Origin of the sequence: Pseudomonas sp. LP_7_YM (genome assembly GCF_004364435.1) — a bacterium.
In the GTDB taxonomy this organism is placed as follows: domain Bacteria; phylum Pseudomonadota; class Gammaproteobacteria; order Pseudomonadales; family Pseudomonadaceae; genus Aquipseudomonas.
Window position 1 is genome coordinate 626431 of record NZ_SOCT01000002.1, and the last position, 18420, is coordinate 644850.

Consider the following 18420-nt stretch of genomic DNA (forward strand, 5'->3'; position numbering starts at 1 on the left):
TGTAGCCACTTGCGCGAGGGGAATCCCGGCTAAATGGCAGCCTGCCTTGGGCTCCGGTCGAGCTCTTGGGGCAGAGCCCGAACAATCGTGCTTATTCCTTTTTGCCATATGTACCTCACTTTGCGTGATATGGGCTTGAAGCGATTGCCGGTATGATAGGCGACCCCCGCACGTCCGGATCGCGAACACGCCATGACCCTGCAGTATCAAACCATCGCCGATTGCGTCGGCAATACCCCGCTGGTGCGTCTGCAACGCATGGCGGGGAATACCAGCAATACGTTGCTGCTCAAGCTTGAGGGCAATAATCCGGCCGGTTCAGTGAAAGACCGACCGGCGCTGTCGATGATTACCCGTGCCGAGCTGCGCGGCCAGATCCATCAGGGCGACACCCTGATCGAAGCGACATCCGGCAACACCGGCATTGCCTTGGCCATGGCTGCGGCAATCAAGGGTTATCGAATGATCCTGATCATGCCTGACAACTCCAGTGCCGAACGCAAGGCTGCCATGACGGCCTATGGCGCCGAGCTGATCCTGGTCAGTAAAGAGGAAGGCATGGAAGGTGCGCGTGACCTGGCCGAACGCATGCAGGCCGAAGGTCGCGGCAAGGTGCTGGATCAGTTCGCCAACGGCGACAACCCCGAAGCGCATTACGTCGGCACCGGCCCGGAAATCTGGCAGCAGACCGGCGGCACCATTACCCATTTCGTCAGTTCCATGGGCACCACGGGCACCATCATGGGCACCTCGCGCTATCTCAAGGAGCAGAATCCGGACATTCGCATCGTCGGCCTGCAGCCCATGGACGGCTCGGCAATCCCGGGTATCCGGCGCTGGCCCCATGAATATCTGCCGAAAATCTATAACGCGGACCGCGTTGACCAGATCATGGACATGGCCCAGAGCGAAGCCGAGGAGGTCATGCGTCGGCTGGCGCGTGAGGAAGGCATTTTCTGTGGCGTGTCCTCGGGCGGTGCCGTTGCGGGCATGTTGCGGCTGTCTCAAGAAGTGGAAAATGCGGTCATGGTCGCGATCATTTGTGACCGTGGCGACCGTTATCTGTCCACCGGTGTCTACGATGCGCCCAACTGATGGCCAAGCGTGATTCAGGCCTGCGTTTCCAGCCCACTGGCGGCACCCGGACAGCGCAGGTCCCTACCGGTAAAAAACAACGTTTGAGCATCGAGCGGATGGCCAACGATGGCCGCGGAATCGGCTTTGTAGACGGTCGCACCTGGTTCGTCGCTGGCAGTCTGGCCGGTGAAGAGGTTGAAGCCCGTGTGCTCGGCGCTCACGGCAAGGTGGTCGAAGCGCGCACCGAGCGTGTGTTCCAGGCCAGCCCTCTGCGCCGTCCCGCGCCGTGCAAGCACTTTGGTCGTTGCGGCGGTTGCAGCGTGCAGCAGATGCCGCGCGAGGAGCAGCTTGCCCTGAAACAGCGCATGCTCGCCGAGCAGCTCAGTCGCATTGCCGGCGTCGAACCCGAGGAGTGGGCCGCGCCGCTGACCGGTGACGAATATGCGTATCGTCGACGGGCGCGCATCGCCGTACGTTGGGGCGCCAAGGGCAAGCGCCTGGAAGTCGGCTTTCGCGCAGCGTCCAGTCAGGACATCATCGCCATTGAAGAATGCCCGGTGCTGGTACAGGCGTTGCAGCCGATCATGACCGCTTTGCCGGCCATGCTTTCAAGCCTGAGCAAGCCGCAGGCGCTGGGGCATGTGGAATTGTTCAGCGGTTCGGCCAATGCCGTTTTGCTGCGCCATACCGCGCCGCTGGCCGCAGAGGATCTGGCGATCCTTGGGGCTTTCTGCGTGATCCATGACGCTCAGCTCTGGTTGCACGGTGAAGGTGAACCGCAGCCTGTAGACGCTTCAGCGCAACTGGGTTATCACCTGGGCCCCTGGAATCTTGAACTGGCGTATCGTCCCGGTGACTTCGTGCAGGTCAACGCCCAGGTCAACTCGGCAATGATTGCACAGGCCCTGTCGTGGCTTGCGCCTCGTGCCGATGAACGAGTACTGGACTTGTTCTGCGGGCTTGGTAACTTCGCATTACCGCTGGCGCAGATCGCCCGCGAGGTGGTGGCGGTGGAGGGCGTCGAGACCATGGTCCGGCGCGCTACCGCCAACGCAACGGGCAATGGTTTGCACAATGTGCAGTTTCATCGGGCGGATCTGTCTCAGCCACTGGACAAGGCGTCCTGGGTGGCGGAAGGTTTTCCCGCAGTGCTGCTCGATCCCCCGCGCGACGGGGCGTTCGAAGTGGTCGGCAAACTCAGGAATCTGGGCGCCGAACGATTGGTGTATGTGTCGTGCAACCCGGCAACCCTGGCGCGCGACACGGTCGAATTGATCAGGCAGGGCTACCGATTAAAACGTGCCGGAATTCTCGATATGTTTCCGCAGACAGCGCATGTCGAGGCGATGGCGTTATTTGAAGCGAGTAAGTGAGGCAGCAGGTTCAAGGAGTTGAATCGGTGCCTTACACGGAGTCTCGTTTAATCCGACTGGCCCGCGCATGCGCGACCTTGCAAGGCCCGCAAGGAACATGCGCTGAAGAAGGCTGGCGACTGATGGCGCATTTCATCGCGCCGTAGGGAAGGTAAGCAACATGGTACAGGTGAGAGCACACCAGCCGATAAACACAGACGGCAGTATCAACCTCGACGCGTGGCTTGATCATGTGGTTAGCGTCGACCTGGCAGTGGATCGACAGGCATTGAAAGAGGCCTGTGAATTCGCCCGACAAGCCGAGCAACAAGACAACGCCGCCAAGAACCTCTGGGCGGAAGGCACGTCGAGTTTTCAGACGGGCCTGGAAATCGCTGAAATCCTGGCCGACCTCAAACTCGATCAGGATTCACTCATCGCCGCCGTGCTTTACCGCGCGGTGCGTGAAGGCAAGATTCCCTTGCCCGACGTCGGTCAGCGTTTCGGGGCGACCGTGGCCAAGCTGATCGACGGCGTGCTGCGCATGGCGGCCATCAGCGCCAGTCTCAGCCCCCGTCAATCACTGGTGCTTGGCACTCAGGCCCAAGTGGAAAACCTGCGCAAGATGCTGGTGGCCATGGTCGACGATGTGCGCGTGGCGCTGATCAAGCTCGCCGAGCGTACCTGCGCCATCCGCGCGGTGAAAAACACTGATGACGAAAAGCGCAACCGGGTCGCCCGGGAAGTCTTCGACATCTACGCGCCGCTGGCACACCGTTTGGGCATCGGTCACATCAAGTGGGAGCTGGAGGACCTGTCCTTCCGCTATCTGGAGCCTGAGCAATACAAACAGATCGCCAAGCTGCTGCATGAGCGTCGCCTGGATCGCGAACGCTTCATCACCGATGTCATGTCGCAGCTGGAAAACGAACTGCTGGCCACGGGAGTCAAGGCCGACATCAGCGGTCGGGCCAAACACATCTATTCAATCTGGCGCAAAATGCAGCGCAAGGGTCTTGAGTTCAGCCAGATCTACGACGTTCGTGCCGTTCGCGTGCTGGTGCCGGAAATGCGCGATTGCTACACCGCACTCGGGATCGTCCATACCCTGTGGCGGCACATTCCCAAAGAGTTTGACGATTACATCGCCAACCCCAAGGAAAACGGCTATCGCTCGCTGCACACTGCAGTGATCGGCCCGGAAGGCAAGGTGCTGGAAGTGCAGATCCGTACGCACGCCATGCACGAAGAGGCCGAGCTGGGCGTCTGCGCCCACTGGCGTTACAAGGGCACCGACGTCAAACCCAGCTCCAACCATTACGAAGAGAAAATCTCCTGGCTGCGTCAGGTGCTGGAGTGGCACGAAGAACTGGGCGACATCGGCGGTCTGGCCGAGCAGCTGCGGGTCGATATCGAACCGGATCGGGTCTATGTCTTTACCCCGGACGGTCACGCTATCGACCTGCCCAAAGGCGCGACGCCGCTGGACTTCGCCTACCGCGTGCACACCGAGATCGGTCACAACTGCCGTGGCGCCAAGATCAACGGGCGCATCGTGCCGCTCAACTACAGCCTGCAGACCGGTGAGCAGGTCGAGATCATCACCAGCAAGCACGGCACGCCGAGCCGCGACTGGTTGAACTCGAACCTGGGGTACATCACCACCTCGCGGGCGCGGGCGAAGATCGTTCACTGGTTCAAGCTGCAGGCCCGCGATCAGAACGTCGCAGCCGGCAAGGTGCAGCTTGAGCGCGAACTGGCGCGTCTGGCGTTGCCACAGGTGGATTTCGACAAGTTGGCGGAAAAGGCCAACATGAAGATGGCCGAAGACATGTTCGCCGCCCTTGGTGCGGGCGATCTACGCCTGGCGCAACTGGTCAATCTGGCGCAGCAACTGGTCGAGCCGGAGCGCGGCAATGAACAGCTTGAGCTGATTCCGCGCAAGGCGACAGGGTACAAACCGGGCAAGCGTGGCGACATTCAGATCCAGGGCGTCGGTAACCTGATGACGCAAATGGCGGGTTGCTGCCAGCCGTTGCCGGGCGATGCCATCGTCGGCTACATCACTCAGGGCCGTGGGGTGAGCATCCACCGTCAGGACTGTGCCTCGGTGTTGCAGCTGGGTGGGCGCGAGCCTGAGCGGATCATTCAGGTCAGCTGGGGCCCGGTGCCGGTGCTGACCTATCCGGTGGACATCATCATCCGCGCTTACGACCGTTCCGGGCTGCTGCGTGACGTGTCGCAGGTGCTGCTCAACGAACGCATCAATGTGCTGGCGGTCAACACCCGCTCCAACAAGGAAGACAACACGGCATTGATGTCGCTGACCATCGAGATTCCCGGGCTGGATGCACTGGGCCGTCTGCTGGGGCGGATTTCGCAGTTGCCGAACATCATCGAGACCCGGCGTAACCGAACACCTTAAAACAGCCACAAGCTTTAAACGGCAAGCTGCAAGTTGTCCACGTGCTGCTTGCAACTTGGGGCTTGCGGCTTATGGCTGTGACCGAAGAGATTCTCGAATGTACAAGCTAGAAGACCTGCTTAACCTCACGGCCCGCCTGCGCGATCCGCAGTACGGCTGCCCATGGGACGTGAAGCAGAACTACGCGACCATCGTGCCGCATACGCTCGAAGAGGCTTATGAAGTCGCCGATGCCATAGAGCGCGGTGACTTCGACGACCTGCGTGGCGAGCTGGGCGACCTGCTGTTTCAGGTGGTCTATTACTGCCAACTGGCGCGCGAAGAAGGACGATTCGAACTCGACGGTGTGGTCGACGGGATCACGCGCAAACTGATCCGTCGTCATCCCCATGTGTTTCCTGCGGGCGATCTGTATGCACCGCTGGAAACGCCGCGCCTGAGTGAAGATCAGGTCAAGCAACGTTGGGAACAGATCAAGGCCCAGGAGCGCGCCGAGAAAGCGCAGATTCCCGAGCAGCTGTCTCTGCTCGATGACGTGCCAAATGTACTGCCAGCCTTGTCCCGCGCTGCCAAGTTGCAGAAGCGAGCAGCCCAAGTCGGTTTCGACTGGCCCGAAGCGCTGCCGGTGATCGACAAGGTGCGCGAAGAGCTGGGCGAAGTCCTTGAGGCCATGGCCGACAACGACAGCGCGGGTATTCATGAAGAAGTCGGTGACTTGTTGTTTGTGGTGGTCAATCTGGCCCGGCATCTTAAGGTTGATCCGGAAAATGCCCTGCGCGCCGCCAACGGCAAATTCGAGCGGCGCTTTCGTTTTATCGAACAGTCCTTGCGTGACACCGGTCGCCCCATCGAAGATTGCAGTCTCGAAGAGATGGATGCGCTCTGGGGCCAAGCCAAGCGTCTGGAAAAGAACACGCCCAACCGCGGTTGAGTTGACTATTTAGAGAGAGAAGACAAATGGCGGGTATTTCCCTTCGTGAGCAGTTGCTCAAAGCAGGCCTGGTCAATGAGAAGCAGGCCAAACAGGTTGCCAAGAGCAAGCAGAAAGAACAGCGGTTGGTGCACAAGGGTCAGGTGACTGCCGACGACGCCAGCCAGCGGGCCGCTCAGGAAGCCATGGCCGATAAGGCCAGACGCGATCAGGAACTGAACCGTCAGCAGCAGGAAAAGGCCGAGCAGAAAGCCCGTACCGCGCAGGTCAAACAGCTGATCGAGGCGACCCGTTTGCCAAAGCTGACGACCGAGGATTACTACAACTTCGTCGATGACAAGAAGGTCAAGCGCCTGTCAGTCAACTCGCTGATGCGCAGCAAACTGAGCAACGGTTCGTTGGCGATCGTGCACCATGGTGGTACCTACGAGGTGATACCGCGAGAGGCAGCGCTGAAGGTTCAGGAGCGTGATCCGCGTCGGATCGTGATGCTCAGTGAGCCGACTGAAGAGCCGGATGGCGACGATCCGTATGCGGCCTACAAGATTCCTGATGATTTGATGTGGTAAACCCCGCATAAAACAAAACCCGCCTCGGCGGGTTTTGGTTTATCGCGATTCCGTTATTACGAGTTGCTCGCAGCCTTCCTGGCTTCCAGTTCCGCGAGCTCTGCTGCGTAACGCTGTGCGTCCGATTCATGATGAAACATCCCGACCAGTTGATCTTGCTGGCGGACATCCCAGATTTGAATGCCATCGGCGATGGCTTCGTGAGAGATGTGGGCGTCGTCGCGTTCAGTAACAGTAACCGTCATAGTGCAAACTCCTGACTCTTTGAGATCTGCGGCAGGACGTCGCAGTGGCTTCTTTATAAAATTGCTTAGCAGGCTAAGTAAATGATTGATTTTTGAAAGAGTAATTTACGAATCCAGTAATAGTGGGTAACTGACTGTTTTTGCAGCGTATGCGGCGTTTTGTCGCACTCATTTGAGGGGTATGAAGAAAGTTTCATGTTGAAGCTTGAGCCGGATGCGGGGGCGAGTTGAGCACGGCGTTCAACTATGGGAGCGAATTCATTGGGAGCGAATTCATTTGCGAGAGGCCGGTAAAGCTGAGTCGATGTATCTTTCACAAATGAATTCGCTCCTACAGGGGCTTGCCCCTGACACCCATATTCGCTGCCGTCGTAACCCGACGTCTTAGACAGGGTTTTCCGATATCAGCGCCGCCACTGCTAATGGGCATACATAAACTAAAGGCCCGGTAGATACCCGATCCTGCCACCCACAAAAAACCCCGCCAATCGACGGGGTTCCTTACGAAGCTCGGTAAAGGCTTAATCAGCTGCCTTTGACCGACTTACCATTCACCGTGCCATCCTGCAGCATGATGTTGTATTCCTTGCCGTCAGTCTCGACCTGCTGCAAACGCACCAGCAGATAGTCGTAGTCCTTGGCGAACCACATCACAGTAGTACGCTTGTTCTGCGTCGGATCACGCACGCGCTCGACTTTGATGGCATCAACCGAGCCTACCTTGGTCTCGACTTTTTCAGTGTCCAGCACGCGGAAGTCATAGGTATCGACCTCGTCGCCGTCCACCACCTGATAGGTCATGCTTTTCTTGCCCGCGGCGACATCGTGCTGCAGGGCCAACTGGTAAGTGGATTTGTCCAGAACGCCGGTGTTCAGCGGGATCTTCACTGCATCATTACGGTCCGTCCCGGTGACGAATTTGGTCGGCCAGTCGAACACCAGATCAACCGTCTTGCTCTTGCCCAGGCCGCCACGCTCGAAGTGGTAGGTCTGGGGCAGCAGCTGGTCCTTGTCGACCTTGAGCGTGCTGATTTCGGTCAGGCTGGCGATCATCATCGAGGCCTTGAAGCTCAGGGTCCAAACGCCGTTGGCGTTCTTTTCCAGGCTGCGTGTAGCGCTGCCGCCGCCCACGGGCAGCTGTTTGAAATCAGCGGTGTAGCTGGCAGAGAAAGGTTGAAGGTCTGCCGCATTGACCGCAGGAAGTGCGAACAGAGCGAAAGCGAACAGCAAAGCGCGACGCATAATATCTCCCGTTTTAATTAAATAGCCGGAATCAAGTGGCCGCTGGGTCCCAGTGGCTGTCCGTCCAATATAGCGCCATGTTCACCCAAGGCCAGACGGCCTTCGGCGAACCAGCGGATTGCCAGCGGGTAGATCAGGTGCTCCCGGGCATGAACCCTCTGCGCCAATGTCGCAGGCGTATCGTGTAACTCTACCGAAACCACTGCCTGTACGACCAGCGGCCCCCCATCGAGTTCCTCGGTGACGAAGTGCACGCTGCAGCCGTGTTCGGCGTCGCCGGACTCCAGTACGCGTTGATGCGTGTGCAAGCCTTTATACAGGGGAAGCAGGGAAGGGTGAATGTTCAACAGCCGCCCGTGGTAATGACGCACGAAGCCAGGCGTGAGGATGCGCATGAAACCGGCAAGTACCACCAGCTTCGGCGTGAACGTGTCGATGAGTTCGATCAATGCCGTATCGAAGGCCTCGCGACCTTCGTAGACTTTGTGATCAAGAACACGGGTTTCGATGCCTGCGCTCTTTGCGCGCTCAAGTCCGTAGGCATCGGCGCGGTTGGAAATCACCGCGCGAATACGTCCCGGACCTGAACCGTCCTGCAGGCTGTCGATCATCGCTTGCAGGTTACCGCCGGCGCCTGACAGCAGCACCACGACATCACAAGGTCGGCGCAGGTCAGGCTTCACGACCTCATGCATCAGTGTGCCTTGACGTTCTTCAGCTCGACTTGTGCGGCGCCTTCGGCAGCGGTGCCGATCTGGCCGATGACCCATGGCTGCTCGCCTGCATCACGCAGGGCATTGAGCGAGGCTTCAACGTGTTCCTGGGCGACGCAGATGACCATGCCAACGCCGCAGTTCATAACGCGGTGCATTTCGTGCTCGTCGACATTGCCTTGCGCCTGCAGCCAGTCGAACACCGCTGGGCGGGTCCAGCTCGCTACGTCGACCACCGCCTGTGCGCCTTCAGGCAGCACGCGAGGGATGTTGTCCAGCAGGCCGCCGCCGGTGATGTGGGCCATGGCCTTGACCGCGCCGGTGTCCTTGATCAGCTTGAGTAACTGCTTGACGTAGATACGGGTCGGCGCCATCAGCAGGTCGGTCAGCGGTTTGCCTTCCAGCTGGATGGTTTCGATGTCGGCACCGGAGACTTCGATGATCTTGCGGATCAGCGAGTAGCCGTTGGAGTGTGGACCGGACGATGGCAGGGCGATCAGGGCGTCGCCTGCGGCCACTTTCGAGCCGTCGATGATCTCGGCTTTTTCCACCACGCCGACGCAGAAGCCGGCCAGGTCATAGTCTTCGCCTTCGTACATGCCCGGCATTTCAGCGGTTTCGCCGCCCACCAGCGAGCAGCCGGCCAGTTCGCAGCCCGCGCCGATTCCAGTCACCACCTGAGCGGCGGTGTCGACGTTCAGTTTGCCGGTGGCGTAATAGTCCAGGAAGAACAAGGGCTCGGCACCGCAGACCACCAGGTCGTTGACGCACATGGCGACCAGATCGATCCCGATGCTGTCGTGTTTGTTCAGGTTCAGCGCCAAACGCAGTTTTGTGCCGACCCCGTCGGTACCCGAAACCAGGACGGGCTGCTTGTAGCCAGCCGGAATTTCGCACAGCGCGCCGAAGCCACCCAGGCCGCCCATCACTTCCGGGCGCTTGGTGCGCTTGGCAACGCTCTTGATGCGTTCGACCAATGCTTCACCGGCGTCGATGTCTACACCGGCGTCTTTGTAGCTCAGGGAGGGTTGCTTGCTCATGATCCAGGCCTTTAGGGGGGATTCGGGATAACGACCGATTAGGGACGGCGCGTGGCCGTGGCATCGCCGGTCTGCGAAGGCGCGCGATTTTATCAGGGTTGGGCCAAACCGGCCATCCTTGGGCCGACGGTCAGGTCATGATGAACAAAAAAATAAGCTCGCTGATCACGCTTGCCCGTTCGTCGGCGCGCCTAAAAGGTGTAACTTCGTGTCCGGGGTGAGCGATTTTGGCTGACGTGCGGTCTGAGTCGAGCCAGTCATTTTTAGGCAGCTATTAATAGCTGCGGTTTTTGTTTCCTGGGAATTTTTATGCGCCTGAAAAACTGCCTGTTCATAGGCTGTCTGTCCCTCATGAGCCTCCCGGCACTGGCCGAGACGGTGAACAATCTCTTCCAGGTGCGCGAGCCGGTCAGCGGACAGACCCCGGACGAGAAGACGCGTGCCACCCAAGCCGCGCTGGAGACCCTGGTTACCCGTCTCACCGGTGACGCCAAGGCTGCGCAGGGAGCAACGCTCGCCGAAGTGCGCAAGGATCCACAGCAGATCATCAGTCAATACGGCTACGACGCCGGTCCGCCGGAGTCGCTGCAGGTGGATTTCGATCCGGCCAGCACTGAACGTGCGCTGCGTCAGGCCGGTTTAGCGTTGTGGGGCTCGAACCGGCCGGTGATCATGGCCTGGTGGCTGAATGATGCAACCGATGGCGCCAATCTGGTGGGTGACGGTCAGTCGAGCGCTGAGCCTCTGCGCCGTGCGGCCCAGCATCGCGGCTTGCCCCTGCGTCTGCCGCTGGCGGATCTGGGCGAGCAGAGCATCGGCAATGCCAAGACCCTGGACGGTACCGACGTCGCGCCGCTGAAACAGGCCTCCGAGCGCTATGGTCCGGACGCCATTCTTGCCGTTCACGCTCAGGAAAATGGCAGCCAATGGCAGGGCAAATGGCACCTGTGGCTGGGCGACAAGATGGAGCAGGGCAGCGCCAGCGGCGCGAGTGCCGCCGAACTGGCCGATGCCGTGCTGTTGTCGGTCAGCCAGCGTCTGGCTCCGCGGTTCGTGGTCAAGCCAGGCGCGTCGTCGAGCATGGCGCTGGAAGTCCAGGGCATGACTCTGGAGCGTTACGCCCAACTGGTGCGTTTGCTGGAACCCTTCGGCGGTCGTCTGAGGTCAGTGAACGGTGATCGGGTGGTATTCGATGTAAGCGGCAGCGTCGATCAGCTGCGCTCGCAGTTGTCGCTGGCCAGATTGCAGGAGGTGCCAGCGGGTGAAGTCGGTGCGGCGCCGGTCGATGCCGGGCAAACGCCTGCGGTCGAGGCCAAGCCGGGCTCTACCAACGTATCTTTGCCTGCGGGTACTGCTGATCAAACACTGCACTTGCGCTGGTAAGCGAGTTCATAACGGCGTTGCATGAAGCATTCTCTATGGGATTCAAGGGGCAGTAATGACTGATACGCGTCGCTGGTTCTGGTTCGGCGGGATTGTCCTGCTGTGCTTGTTCGTCTGGCTGTTGCACGCCATCCTCACGCCGTTTCTGGTGGCGTTGCTGTTGGCTTATATGGGCGATCCGCTGGCGGATCGGCTGGAAAAACTGAAAATGTCGCGCACCTTGAGTGTCGTGACCGTGTTCGTGCTCTTTACCCTGATTTTCATGGGGCTGATGCTGGTGCTGGTACCGATGCTGGTCAAGCAGCTGTATCGCTTGTACGAACTGGCGCCGCAAGTGCTTGACTGGCTGCAGCACACCGCGCTGCCGTGGACCCAGGCCAAGCTCGGGCTGGCGGACGGGTTCTGGCGGTTCGACAAGGTCAAGGCCGCGATCTCCGAGCACATGGGACAGACGGGTGACATCGTCGGCATCGTTCTGGCGCAGGCCACCACCTCAACGCTGGCGCTGATCGGTTGGCTGACCAATCTGGTGCTGATTCCGGTGGTCTGTTTCTACCTGCTGCGCGACTGGGACGTGATGATGGCCAAGATCCGCAGCCTGCTGCCGCGTCATCGCGAGAAAAAGATCGTGGCCTTGGCCGATGAGTGTCACGAGGTGCTGGGGGCGTTCATACGCGGCCAGTTGCTGGTGATGGTGGCGCTGGGGGTTATCTACGCCGCCGGTCTGATGCTGGTGGGTCTGGAACTCGGGTTATTGATCGGTGTGATCGCAGGTCTGGCGGCCATCGTGCCGTATATGGGCTTCGTGATCGGCATTGGCTCGGCGATTCTGGCGGGCTTCTTCCAGTTCGGCGGCGACCTGTATCCAATGCTCGGCATCGTCGCGGTATTCATGGTCGGGCAGGCTCTGGAGGGCATGGTGCTGACGCCATTGTTGGTGGGCGATCGAATCGGCTTGCATCCAGTGGCGGTTATCTTCGCGATTCTGGCGGGCGGCGAACTGTTCGGCTTCACCGGCATCCTGCTGGCGCTGCCAGTGGCGGCGGTGGTCATGGTGCTGGTGCGGCATGTTCGTGATCTTTACAAAGAGTCGGATATCTACGGCGGGATGGAAGATCCGGAGCTATAGAGTAAAAGCCCGAAAACGCTGAAGGTCCTGTGTGCGAGTTCGTTCGCGAAGCGGTTACAGACGATGCGACGGTGTCGGCTGAAAGCTCCAGCGCGAATGAATTCGCTCCTACAGTGCTATGGACTGACCTGTCAGAGCGGTTGGCTGCGCAGTTTTTAAGCCCGATGAGCGGCCATAATTCGCGGCCTGCCCTGCGATAGACGCAACCCTTTGATTTTTCAGGCGGTCGGGCGCATTGTGCGGTCTGGCCCGCAGGTATAAACTTTGCGCACTTTACACAGAGGCCCTTGGCGGTTCGTCATTGAACCGTTCAGCCAGCATGAAACCAGTTCAGCTGCCCCTGAGTGTGCGTCTGCGTGATGACGCCACCTTCATCAATTACTATCCAGGCGCCAATGCCGCTGCACTCGGCTACGTCGAACGCTTGTGCGAAGCCGACGCCGGGTGGACCGAAAGCCTTATTTATCTGTGGGGCAAAAACGGAGTAGGGCGCACGCATCTGCTGCAGGCGGCCTGCCTGCGTTTTGAGCAGATGGGCGAGCCTGCCGTGTACCTGCCGATGGCCGAGCTCATCGACGAAGGTGTCGAACTCTTTGATCACCTGGAGCAGTACGAGTTGGTGTGTCTTGACGACCTGCAGGCGGTCGTCGGCAAGCCTGAATGGGAAGAGGCGCTGTTCCATCTGTTCAATCGCTTGCGTGACAGCGGCCGACGTTTGCTGATCGCGGCGTCCTGTTCCCCGCGGGAGTTGCCGGTCAAACTGGCAGATCTGAAGTCGCGACTGACCATGGCGCTGGTGTTTCAGATGCGCCTTCTGTCTGACGAAGAAAAACTCCGTGCCTTGCAATTACGTGCATCGCGACGCGGTCTGCACCTGACAGACGAGGTCGGCCATTTCATCCTGACCCGTGGCAAGCGCAGCATGAGTGCGTTGTTCAATCTGCTCGAAGAACTCGATCAGGCTTCGCTGCAGGCGCAGCGCAAGCTGACCATTCCCTTTCTCAAAGAGACGCTGGGTTGGTAGGCGGGAATGTGGTTGATGCGGCATTGGTGCTGCAGACTGCTTGCGCCCTGCGCCATGCTCGACGCATTCTTGTCATCACGGGTGCCGGGCTGTCGGCTGACTCGGGTCTTCCCACCTACCGCGGCGTAGGAGGTCTTTACAACGGTCACACAGACGAAGGGTTGCCGATTGAAGTGGCGCTGTCGGGACCGATGTTGCGGCGAGACCCTGCGCTTTGCTGGAAATATATTGCCCAATTAGGCAGCGCATGCCTTGGCGGGCAGCCCAATGCAGGGCACTATGCCATCGCCGAACTTCAGCGACGCAAGCCCCAATGCTGGGTGTTGACGCAGAATGTCGACGGGTATCACCGGGCTGCAGGTAGTCCGCCTGAGCGTTTGATCGAGATTCATGGTCAGTTGGCGCCGCTGTTCTGCCAGTCCTGTGGCGCTGAGGCTCCCCAGTTGGGCGAGCATTTGCAACGTCCCTTGCCGCCGCTGTGCGCAACGTGTCACGGGGTATTAAGACCGCCGGTCGTTTTGTTTCAGGAGCTGCTGCCAGAGCTGGCATTGAACGTGCTGTACGAGGAAATGGCAAAAGGCTTCGACGCTGTTCTCAGCGTTGGCACCACTGCCAGCTTCCCTTATATCCACGAGCCCATGCTGCGCACGCGGGTTGCGGGAGGCTTTACCGCCGAGATAAATCCCGAGCCGACCGATCACTCCATTCACATGGATGCGTTTCTGAGGTGTAGAGCCTTAGATGTCATGGGCGACCTGGTAAGTCACATTTAATTCGATTGAATTTGCAAATGGCGGCGATAGTAGGCATAGTCTCGGCTCCTTTACACCTCAGCCACGGTTGTGCCCATGCTAAATCGCTTTGCACCCCTCGTGCCTCTCGCACTCGTGACGCTGCTGTTCGGCTGCGCGGCCCAGATGCCAGCGCCGCAACAGCAGTCGCAGACTCCGCATTTAAAGGACTCTGCCACCGCCCAAACTGCCAAACGTGTCGACTATGCGTCCGCTTCCGTTCTGGAAGACGAGATCGCCACCGAAGATGAACTGGCTCAATTTGCCGACGCCAAACCTTACCGTTTACCGGTTCTGGCTGACAGCATTCTGGAGCGTGGTAAATCGTTGATCGGTACCCGTTACCGTTTCGGCGGTACCTCGACAGCGTCCGGTTTCGATTGCAGCGGTTTCATCGGCTATCTGTTTCGTGAAGAGGCTGGCATGAGCCTGCCGCGTTCTTCCCGCGAGATGATCAACATCGATGCTCCGCTGGTCAAGCGCAATGACCTCAAGCCGGGCGACTTGCTGTTCTTCAGCACAGCGGGCCGTGGTCGTGTGAGTCATGCCGGCATCTACCTGGGCGACGATCAGTTCATCCACTCCAGCAGCCGTCGCAGTGGTGGTGTTCGCGTTGACAGCCTTGACGATGCCTACTGGGCCAGAACCTTCATCGAAGCCAAGCGCGCGTTGGCCATGGCGCCTTCCCAGGTCCCTGAAACGACGACTGCGATGACTTCGACTACAATCAAGCGCCAACACCGGTAGTAGGGGCTCTTGCCAGGACGGCAACACCTCCTGCCTTGGTCGTGCAGTCGGGCAAACCCTGATTGCACGAGCCCCCGGCTCCCGGCAGAGTAAGCCGCATCCTCAAGGGTTGTTGTGTTTATGTCGTTTACGGTTCGCCTGACTGTCGCTTCACTGGCTGTATTGCTGGCTGCCTGTTCCAGCAACCCACCGCCTCCTGCCCCCAGGGTCATTTACCGACCTGTGGTTTCTGCACCTTCTCAATTTTCTTCGCCGCTTGCTGATGACGTGTTGCTGCGTGCTATCGGGCTGGTGGGTACCCCTTATCGCTGGGGCGGGAACACGCCGGATTCGGGCTTCGATTGCAGTGGCCTGATCGGTTACGTGTATCAGGGCGCCGCCGGTATCGTTCTACCGCGCTCAACCCGCGACATGATTCGCCTGCGTGGCCCTGAAATCGGGCGCAACCAGTTGCAGACCGGTGACCTGGTGTTCTTCGCGACAAGTGGTAGCTCGAACGTCAGTCATGCCGGGATTTACGTCGGCGAAGGTCGTTTCGTGCATGCGCCGGCTACGGGCGGTACTGTCAAGCTGGACAGCCTCGACAAGCCCTACTGGCAGAAGGCATGGCTGAGCGCCAAGCGCGTGATTCAGCCTTCGAACCTGGCGAAACAGTAGAGCTGTTCTCGTGTGGTGTCAGTGCAATCGCGGTGTGGCGGTTGAAGGCTGCACTGTCCGCGCCGCAGTTACTCGCCAGATCTTGTTGCCGACATCATCGGCGACCAGCACGCCACCCCTGTTATCGTTGACCACGCCCACCGGGCGGCCTTGAGCTTTTTCATCGGCACGCCGGCACCCGCGCAGCCCATGACTTTCTTCATGACCCAGCCCTTGATGCCTTTACTGTCATCGGGCTTGGGTGGCGCGTTGGTTTCGGCTACCCGCACATCGCCATCGAGCAGCACGTACAGCCAGCACGGGTGATCGAGATTTTCTGCGAACGCGGCGACCTGCGTGCCACCTGCTGCCGTGGGTTTGCCGCCAGCAGGCCAGTCCACAGCCGGAGCGATGTGGTGGGGATCAGTGTCTTGTTCGGTTCCGGCAGGCTGGGCGAGGGACCAATGCCGTCGGACACCTGCAATGTGGAGGATTCTCCGCATCCCGCGAGCCCGCTGGCCACCAGCAGCCACATCACACACTGAGGTTTGAGCTTGAACATGATCGATCTCCCTTCCTGGCAGTCATGAAATCGCATGTCCATGAGTAGAGGTCGCTCGCAAGTGTCGGTTCCACTGCAGATCAATGGCCGCGCCGATTGACGCTGTGGGGTCAACCCACTAACCTGCGCCGATTGTTTCAGGTGCCCGCGGCCAAGGCCGATCAACAGGGTGAAACAGGGAAGCCGGTGCGAACGCGTTTGCAATCAATCCCGGCGCTGCCCCCGCAACGGTAAATGAGTCAAAGCCACGCACGATGCCACTGTGTTCGTCGAACATGGGAAGGCGCGTGGCTTGTGCATCAGCTCATGAGTCCGGAGACCGGCCTGATCCATTCAACAGCATCACGGAGGGCGATGCTCTGCGCAGGCTCGGGCCATCCCGCTCCCGCGCCTGCTGCCAGTCTTTGCCTGCACCCTCCGTTTGCCACACCTGCCCGCAAGCGGAGAGCTGAGATGAGCGAATCCCCCGAACGTGACGAACGCCACCTGGCGCGCATGCTGCGCAAGAAGGCGGTAATGGACGAGCGCATTGCCAGCGCGCCAAATGAATGCGGCCTGCTGCTGGTCCTGACCGGCAATGGCAAGGGCAAGAGCAGCTCGGCCTTCGGCATGCTCGCGCGGGCCATGGGGCACGGTATGCAGTGCGGTGTGGTGCAGTTCATCAAAGGCCGCAATGCCACGGGCGAGGAGCTGTTCTTCCGCCGCTTCCCCGAGCAGGTGCGTTATCACGTCATGGGCGAGGGATTCACCTGGGAAACCCAGGACCGTCAGCGTGACATCGCCGCTGCCGAGGCCGCGTGGACCGTGACCCAGGAGTTGCTGCGCAATCCCGAGATCGGTCTGGTGGTCCTTGACGAGCTGAACATTGCGCTCAAGCACGGCTATCTGGATCTGGAGCAGGTGCTCAGCGATCTGCAGGCGCGGCCACCGATGCAGCACGTGGTAGTGACGGGGCGGGGCGCCAAACAGGAACTGATCGACCTGTCCGATACCGTGTCCGACATCGGCGTGGTCAAGCACGCGTTTCAGGCGGGTATCAAGGCGCAGAAGGGCATCGAACTGTGAGTGAGCGTTCATGAGTCAACCCCGGCATTGCCCTGCGGTATTGATCGCCGCGCCTGCTTCCGGGCAGGGCAAGACCACGGTCACGGCGGCGTTGGCGCGACTGCATCGCAATCAGGGGCGCAAGGTTCGGGTTTTCAAATGCGGGCCTGACTTTCTTGACCCGATGATTCTGGAGCGCGCCAGCGGCCACCCCGTGTATCAGTTGGACATGTGGATGGTGGGCGAAGACGAGAGCCGCCGCTTGCTGTGGGAAGCCGCCGCCGATGCCGATCTGATCCTGATCGAGGGCGTCATGGGCCTGTTCGACGGGACGCCTTCGAGTGCTGATCTGGCGCGACGTTTCGGCGTACCGGTGCTGGCCGTGATCGACGGCACCGCCATGGCACAGACCTTCGGGGCGCTGGCCCTGGGGCTGGCGCGCTATCAGCCTGATCTGCCATTCGCCGGGGTGCTGGCTAACCGCGTCGGGACTGTACGGCATGCACAGTTGCTTGAAGGCAGCCTGACCGAAGGCTTGCGCTGGTATGGCGCGCTGTCACGGGAAACGGCAATCGAGCTGCCGAGCCGCCATCTGGGGCTGGTCCAGGCCAATGAACTCAACGACCTGGACATCCGGCTGGACGCAGCCGCTGCGGCTCTGGCTGGCACCTGCGACGCCACCCTGCCGCCTGCCGTCGTATTCGACGCGCCAGAAATCGTGCCTGCCGAGCCTTTGCTCGAAGGCGTGCGGATTGCTGTCGCCCATGATGAAGCTTTCGCCTTTACCTACAACGCCAGTCTTGATTTGTTGCGGGCGATGGGCGCCGAACTGCTGTTCTTCTCGCCGATCCGCGATCAGCAATTGCCCGATGCCGACAGCCTGTACCTGCCTGGCGGTTATCCCGAACTGCATCACCTGGCGCTGGGGCAAAACCATTCGATGCTCCGGGCCATCCGCACGCATCATCAGGCAGGAAAACCGTTACTGGCCGAGTGCGGCGGGATGCTGTACCTGCTCAACGCGCTGACTGACGTAGAGGGCTTGCGTGTCGAGTTGGTGGGCTTGCTGGATGGCGAGGCAGTGATGCAAAAGCGTCTGGCGGCACTGGCCTTGCAATCGGTGAAACTGCCGGAGGGAACCTTGCGCGGCCACACCTATCACCATTCGCTGACCAGCACCGAACTGACCCCGATTGCCCGTGGCGTGAGTCCCAATGGCGGTCGAGGTGCCGAGGCGGTGTATCGCGACGGGCGAACGACCGCGTCGTACGTGCATTTTTATTTCCCGTCCAACCCCCAGGCGCTGGCGGCGCTGTTTTTGCCATGAACAATGCTCCCTCACGTTCTTTTGCCTGTTTCATCGGGTTTGTATGCAGGGGTGCAGGACCTCGCGGCAGCGAATTCATTCGCGAAGCGGTGTCACAGGCCATGAACCTGTACCGAATGCCCAGGCCTCTCGTGAATGAATTCGCGCCTACAGGTTCTGTGCACGCATCGGATGTGCGCGGTC

Annotated in this window: 17 protein-coding genes, 1 pseudogene and 1 riboswitch; of the genes and pseudogenes, 13 read left to right on the forward strand and 5 right to left on the reverse strand. The window is 60.0% G+C overall.

From position 1 onward, the window contains the following. The first annotated feature begins 192 nt into the window (after nucleotides 1-192). From cysM to EC915_RS07955, 5 genes are all read left to right on the forward strand, one after another. Nucleotides 193-1095, forward strand: a complete 903-nt coding sequence (gene cysM / locus EC915_RS07935) for a cysteine synthase CysM (protein WP_133749973.1) — start codon at nucleotides 193-195, stop codon at nucleotides 1093-1095. Continuing rightward, a complete protein-coding gene (gene rlmD, locus EC915_RS07940; RefSeq protein ID WP_133749974.1) occupies nucleotides 1095-2450 on the forward strand; it encodes a 23S rRNA (uracil(1939)-C(5))-methyltransferase RlmD in 1356 nt (451 codons plus the stop codon). Before cysM ends, rlmD begins: the two co-directional genes overlap by 1 nt. Nucleotides 2451-2610: 160 nt before the next feature. Further along, nucleotides 2611-4854 (forward strand): GTP diphosphokinase, encoded by a 2244-nt coding sequence (gene relA / locus EC915_RS07945; RefSeq protein ID WP_133749975.1) that lies wholly within the window; start codon nucleotides 2611-2613, stop codon nucleotides 4852-4854. 97 nt (nucleotides 4855-4951) lie between these two features. Next, nucleotides 4952-5785 carry a nucleoside triphosphate pyrophosphohydrolase gene (mazG, locus tag EC915_RS07950; RefSeq protein ID WP_133749976.1) on the forward strand — a complete coding sequence of 278 codons (834 nt, stop codon included), beginning with the start codon at nucleotides 4952-4954 and terminating at the stop codon, nucleotides 5783-5785. Nucleotides 5786-5811: 26 nt separating this feature from the next. Further along, a complete protein-coding gene (locus EC915_RS07955; RefSeq protein ID WP_133749977.1) occupies nucleotides 5812-6354 on the forward strand; it encodes a DUF2058 domain-containing protein in 543 nt (180 codons plus the stop codon). A 56-nt stretch (nucleotides 6355-6410) separates the two neighbouring features. On the opposite strand, the gene EC915_RS07960 is transcribed toward EC915_RS07955, so the two are convergent. From EC915_RS07960 to purM, 4 genes are all read right to left on the reverse strand, one after another. After that, entirely contained in the window at nucleotides 6411-6599 is a 189-nt protein-coding gene (locus EC915_RS07960; protein WP_133749978.1) for a hypothetical protein, read from the reverse strand. A 525-nt stretch (nucleotides 6600-7124) separates the two neighbouring features. Continuing rightward, nucleotides 7125-7841 carry a DUF3108 domain-containing protein gene (locus EC915_RS07965; protein ID WP_133749979.1) on the reverse strand — a complete coding sequence of 239 codons (717 nt, stop codon included), beginning with the start codon at nucleotides 7839-7841 and terminating at the stop codon, nucleotides 7125-7127. A 17-nt stretch (nucleotides 7842-7858) separates the two neighbouring features. Continuing rightward, complete coding sequence (purN, locus tag EC915_RS07970; RefSeq protein ID WP_372237858.1) at nucleotides 7859-8536, reverse strand: phosphoribosylglycinamide formyltransferase; 678 nt, start codon at nucleotides 8534-8536, stop codon at nucleotides 7859-7861. Continuing rightward, on the reverse strand, nucleotides 8536-9594 hold the full coding sequence (purM, locus tag EC915_RS07975; RefSeq protein ID WP_133749980.1) for a phosphoribosylformylglycinamidine cyclo-ligase: 1059 nt from the start codon (nucleotides 9592-9594) through the stop codon (nucleotides 8536-8538). Before purM ends, purN begins: the two co-directional genes overlap by 1 nt. A gap of 309 nt (nucleotides 9595-9903) precedes the next feature. On the opposite strand from purM, the gene EC915_RS07980 reads away from it, so the two are divergent. The 6 genes from EC915_RS07980 (at nucleotide 9904) to EC915_RS08005 (ending at nucleotide 15325) form a co-directional block, all read left to right on the forward strand. Beyond that, nucleotides 9904-10977, forward strand: a complete 1074-nt coding sequence (locus EC915_RS07980) for a DUF2066 domain-containing protein (RefSeq protein WP_133749981.1) — start codon at nucleotides 9904-9906, stop codon at nucleotides 10975-10977. 55 nt (nucleotides 10978-11032) lie between these two features. After that, entirely contained in the window at nucleotides 11033-12106 is a 1074-nt protein-coding gene (locus EC915_RS07985; protein WP_133749982.1) for an AI-2E family transporter, read from the forward strand. Nucleotides 12107-12425: 319 nt separating this feature from the next. Continuing rightward, nucleotides 12426-13130: a DnaA regulatory inactivator Hda gene (gene hda / locus EC915_RS07990; RefSeq protein ID WP_133749983.1), complete on the forward strand. Its 705-nt coding sequence runs from the start codon at nucleotides 12426-12428 to the stop codon at nucleotides 13128-13130. 8 nt (nucleotides 13131-13138) lie between these two features. Continuing rightward, nucleotides 13139-13903, forward strand: a complete 765-nt coding sequence (locus EC915_RS07995; protein ID WP_166650950.1) for an NAD-dependent deacylase — start codon at nucleotides 13139-13141, stop codon at nucleotides 13901-13903. A 75-nt stretch (nucleotides 13904-13978) separates the two neighbouring features. Beyond that, nucleotides 13979-14668, forward strand: a complete 690-nt coding sequence (locus EC915_RS08000; protein ID WP_133749984.1) for a C40 family peptidase — start codon at nucleotides 13979-13981, stop codon at nucleotides 14666-14668. 120 nt (nucleotides 14669-14788) lie between these two features. Next, nucleotides 14789-15325, forward strand: a complete 537-nt coding sequence (locus tag EC915_RS08005; protein WP_133749985.1) for a C40 family peptidase — start codon at nucleotides 14789-14791, stop codon at nucleotides 15323-15325. 164 nt (nucleotides 15326-15489) lie between these two features. Here EC915_RS08005 and EC915_RS08010 read toward each other — a convergent pair. Further along, nucleotides 15490-15866, reverse strand: a pseudogene (locus EC915_RS08010) (sorbosone dehydrogenase family protein); the annotation flags it as partial. Between the two features lie 122 nt (nucleotides 15867-15988). Beyond that, a riboswitch (cobalamin riboswitch) is annotated at nucleotides 15989-16209 on the forward strand. A gap of 110 nt (nucleotides 16210-16319) precedes the next feature. On the opposite strand from EC915_RS08010, the gene cobO reads away from it, so the two are divergent. Next, entirely contained in the window at nucleotides 16320-16931 is a 612-nt protein-coding gene (gene cobO / locus EC915_RS08015) for a cob(I)yrinic acid a,c-diamide adenosyltransferase (RefSeq protein WP_133749986.1), read from the forward strand. Between the two features lie 10 nt (nucleotides 16932-16941). After that, on the forward strand, nucleotides 16942-18237 hold the full coding sequence (locus EC915_RS08020; protein ID WP_133749987.1) for a cobyrinate a,c-diamide synthase: 1296 nt from the start codon (nucleotides 16942-16944) through the stop codon (nucleotides 18235-18237). The last annotated feature ends 183 nt before the right edge of the window (nucleotides 18238-18420 follow it).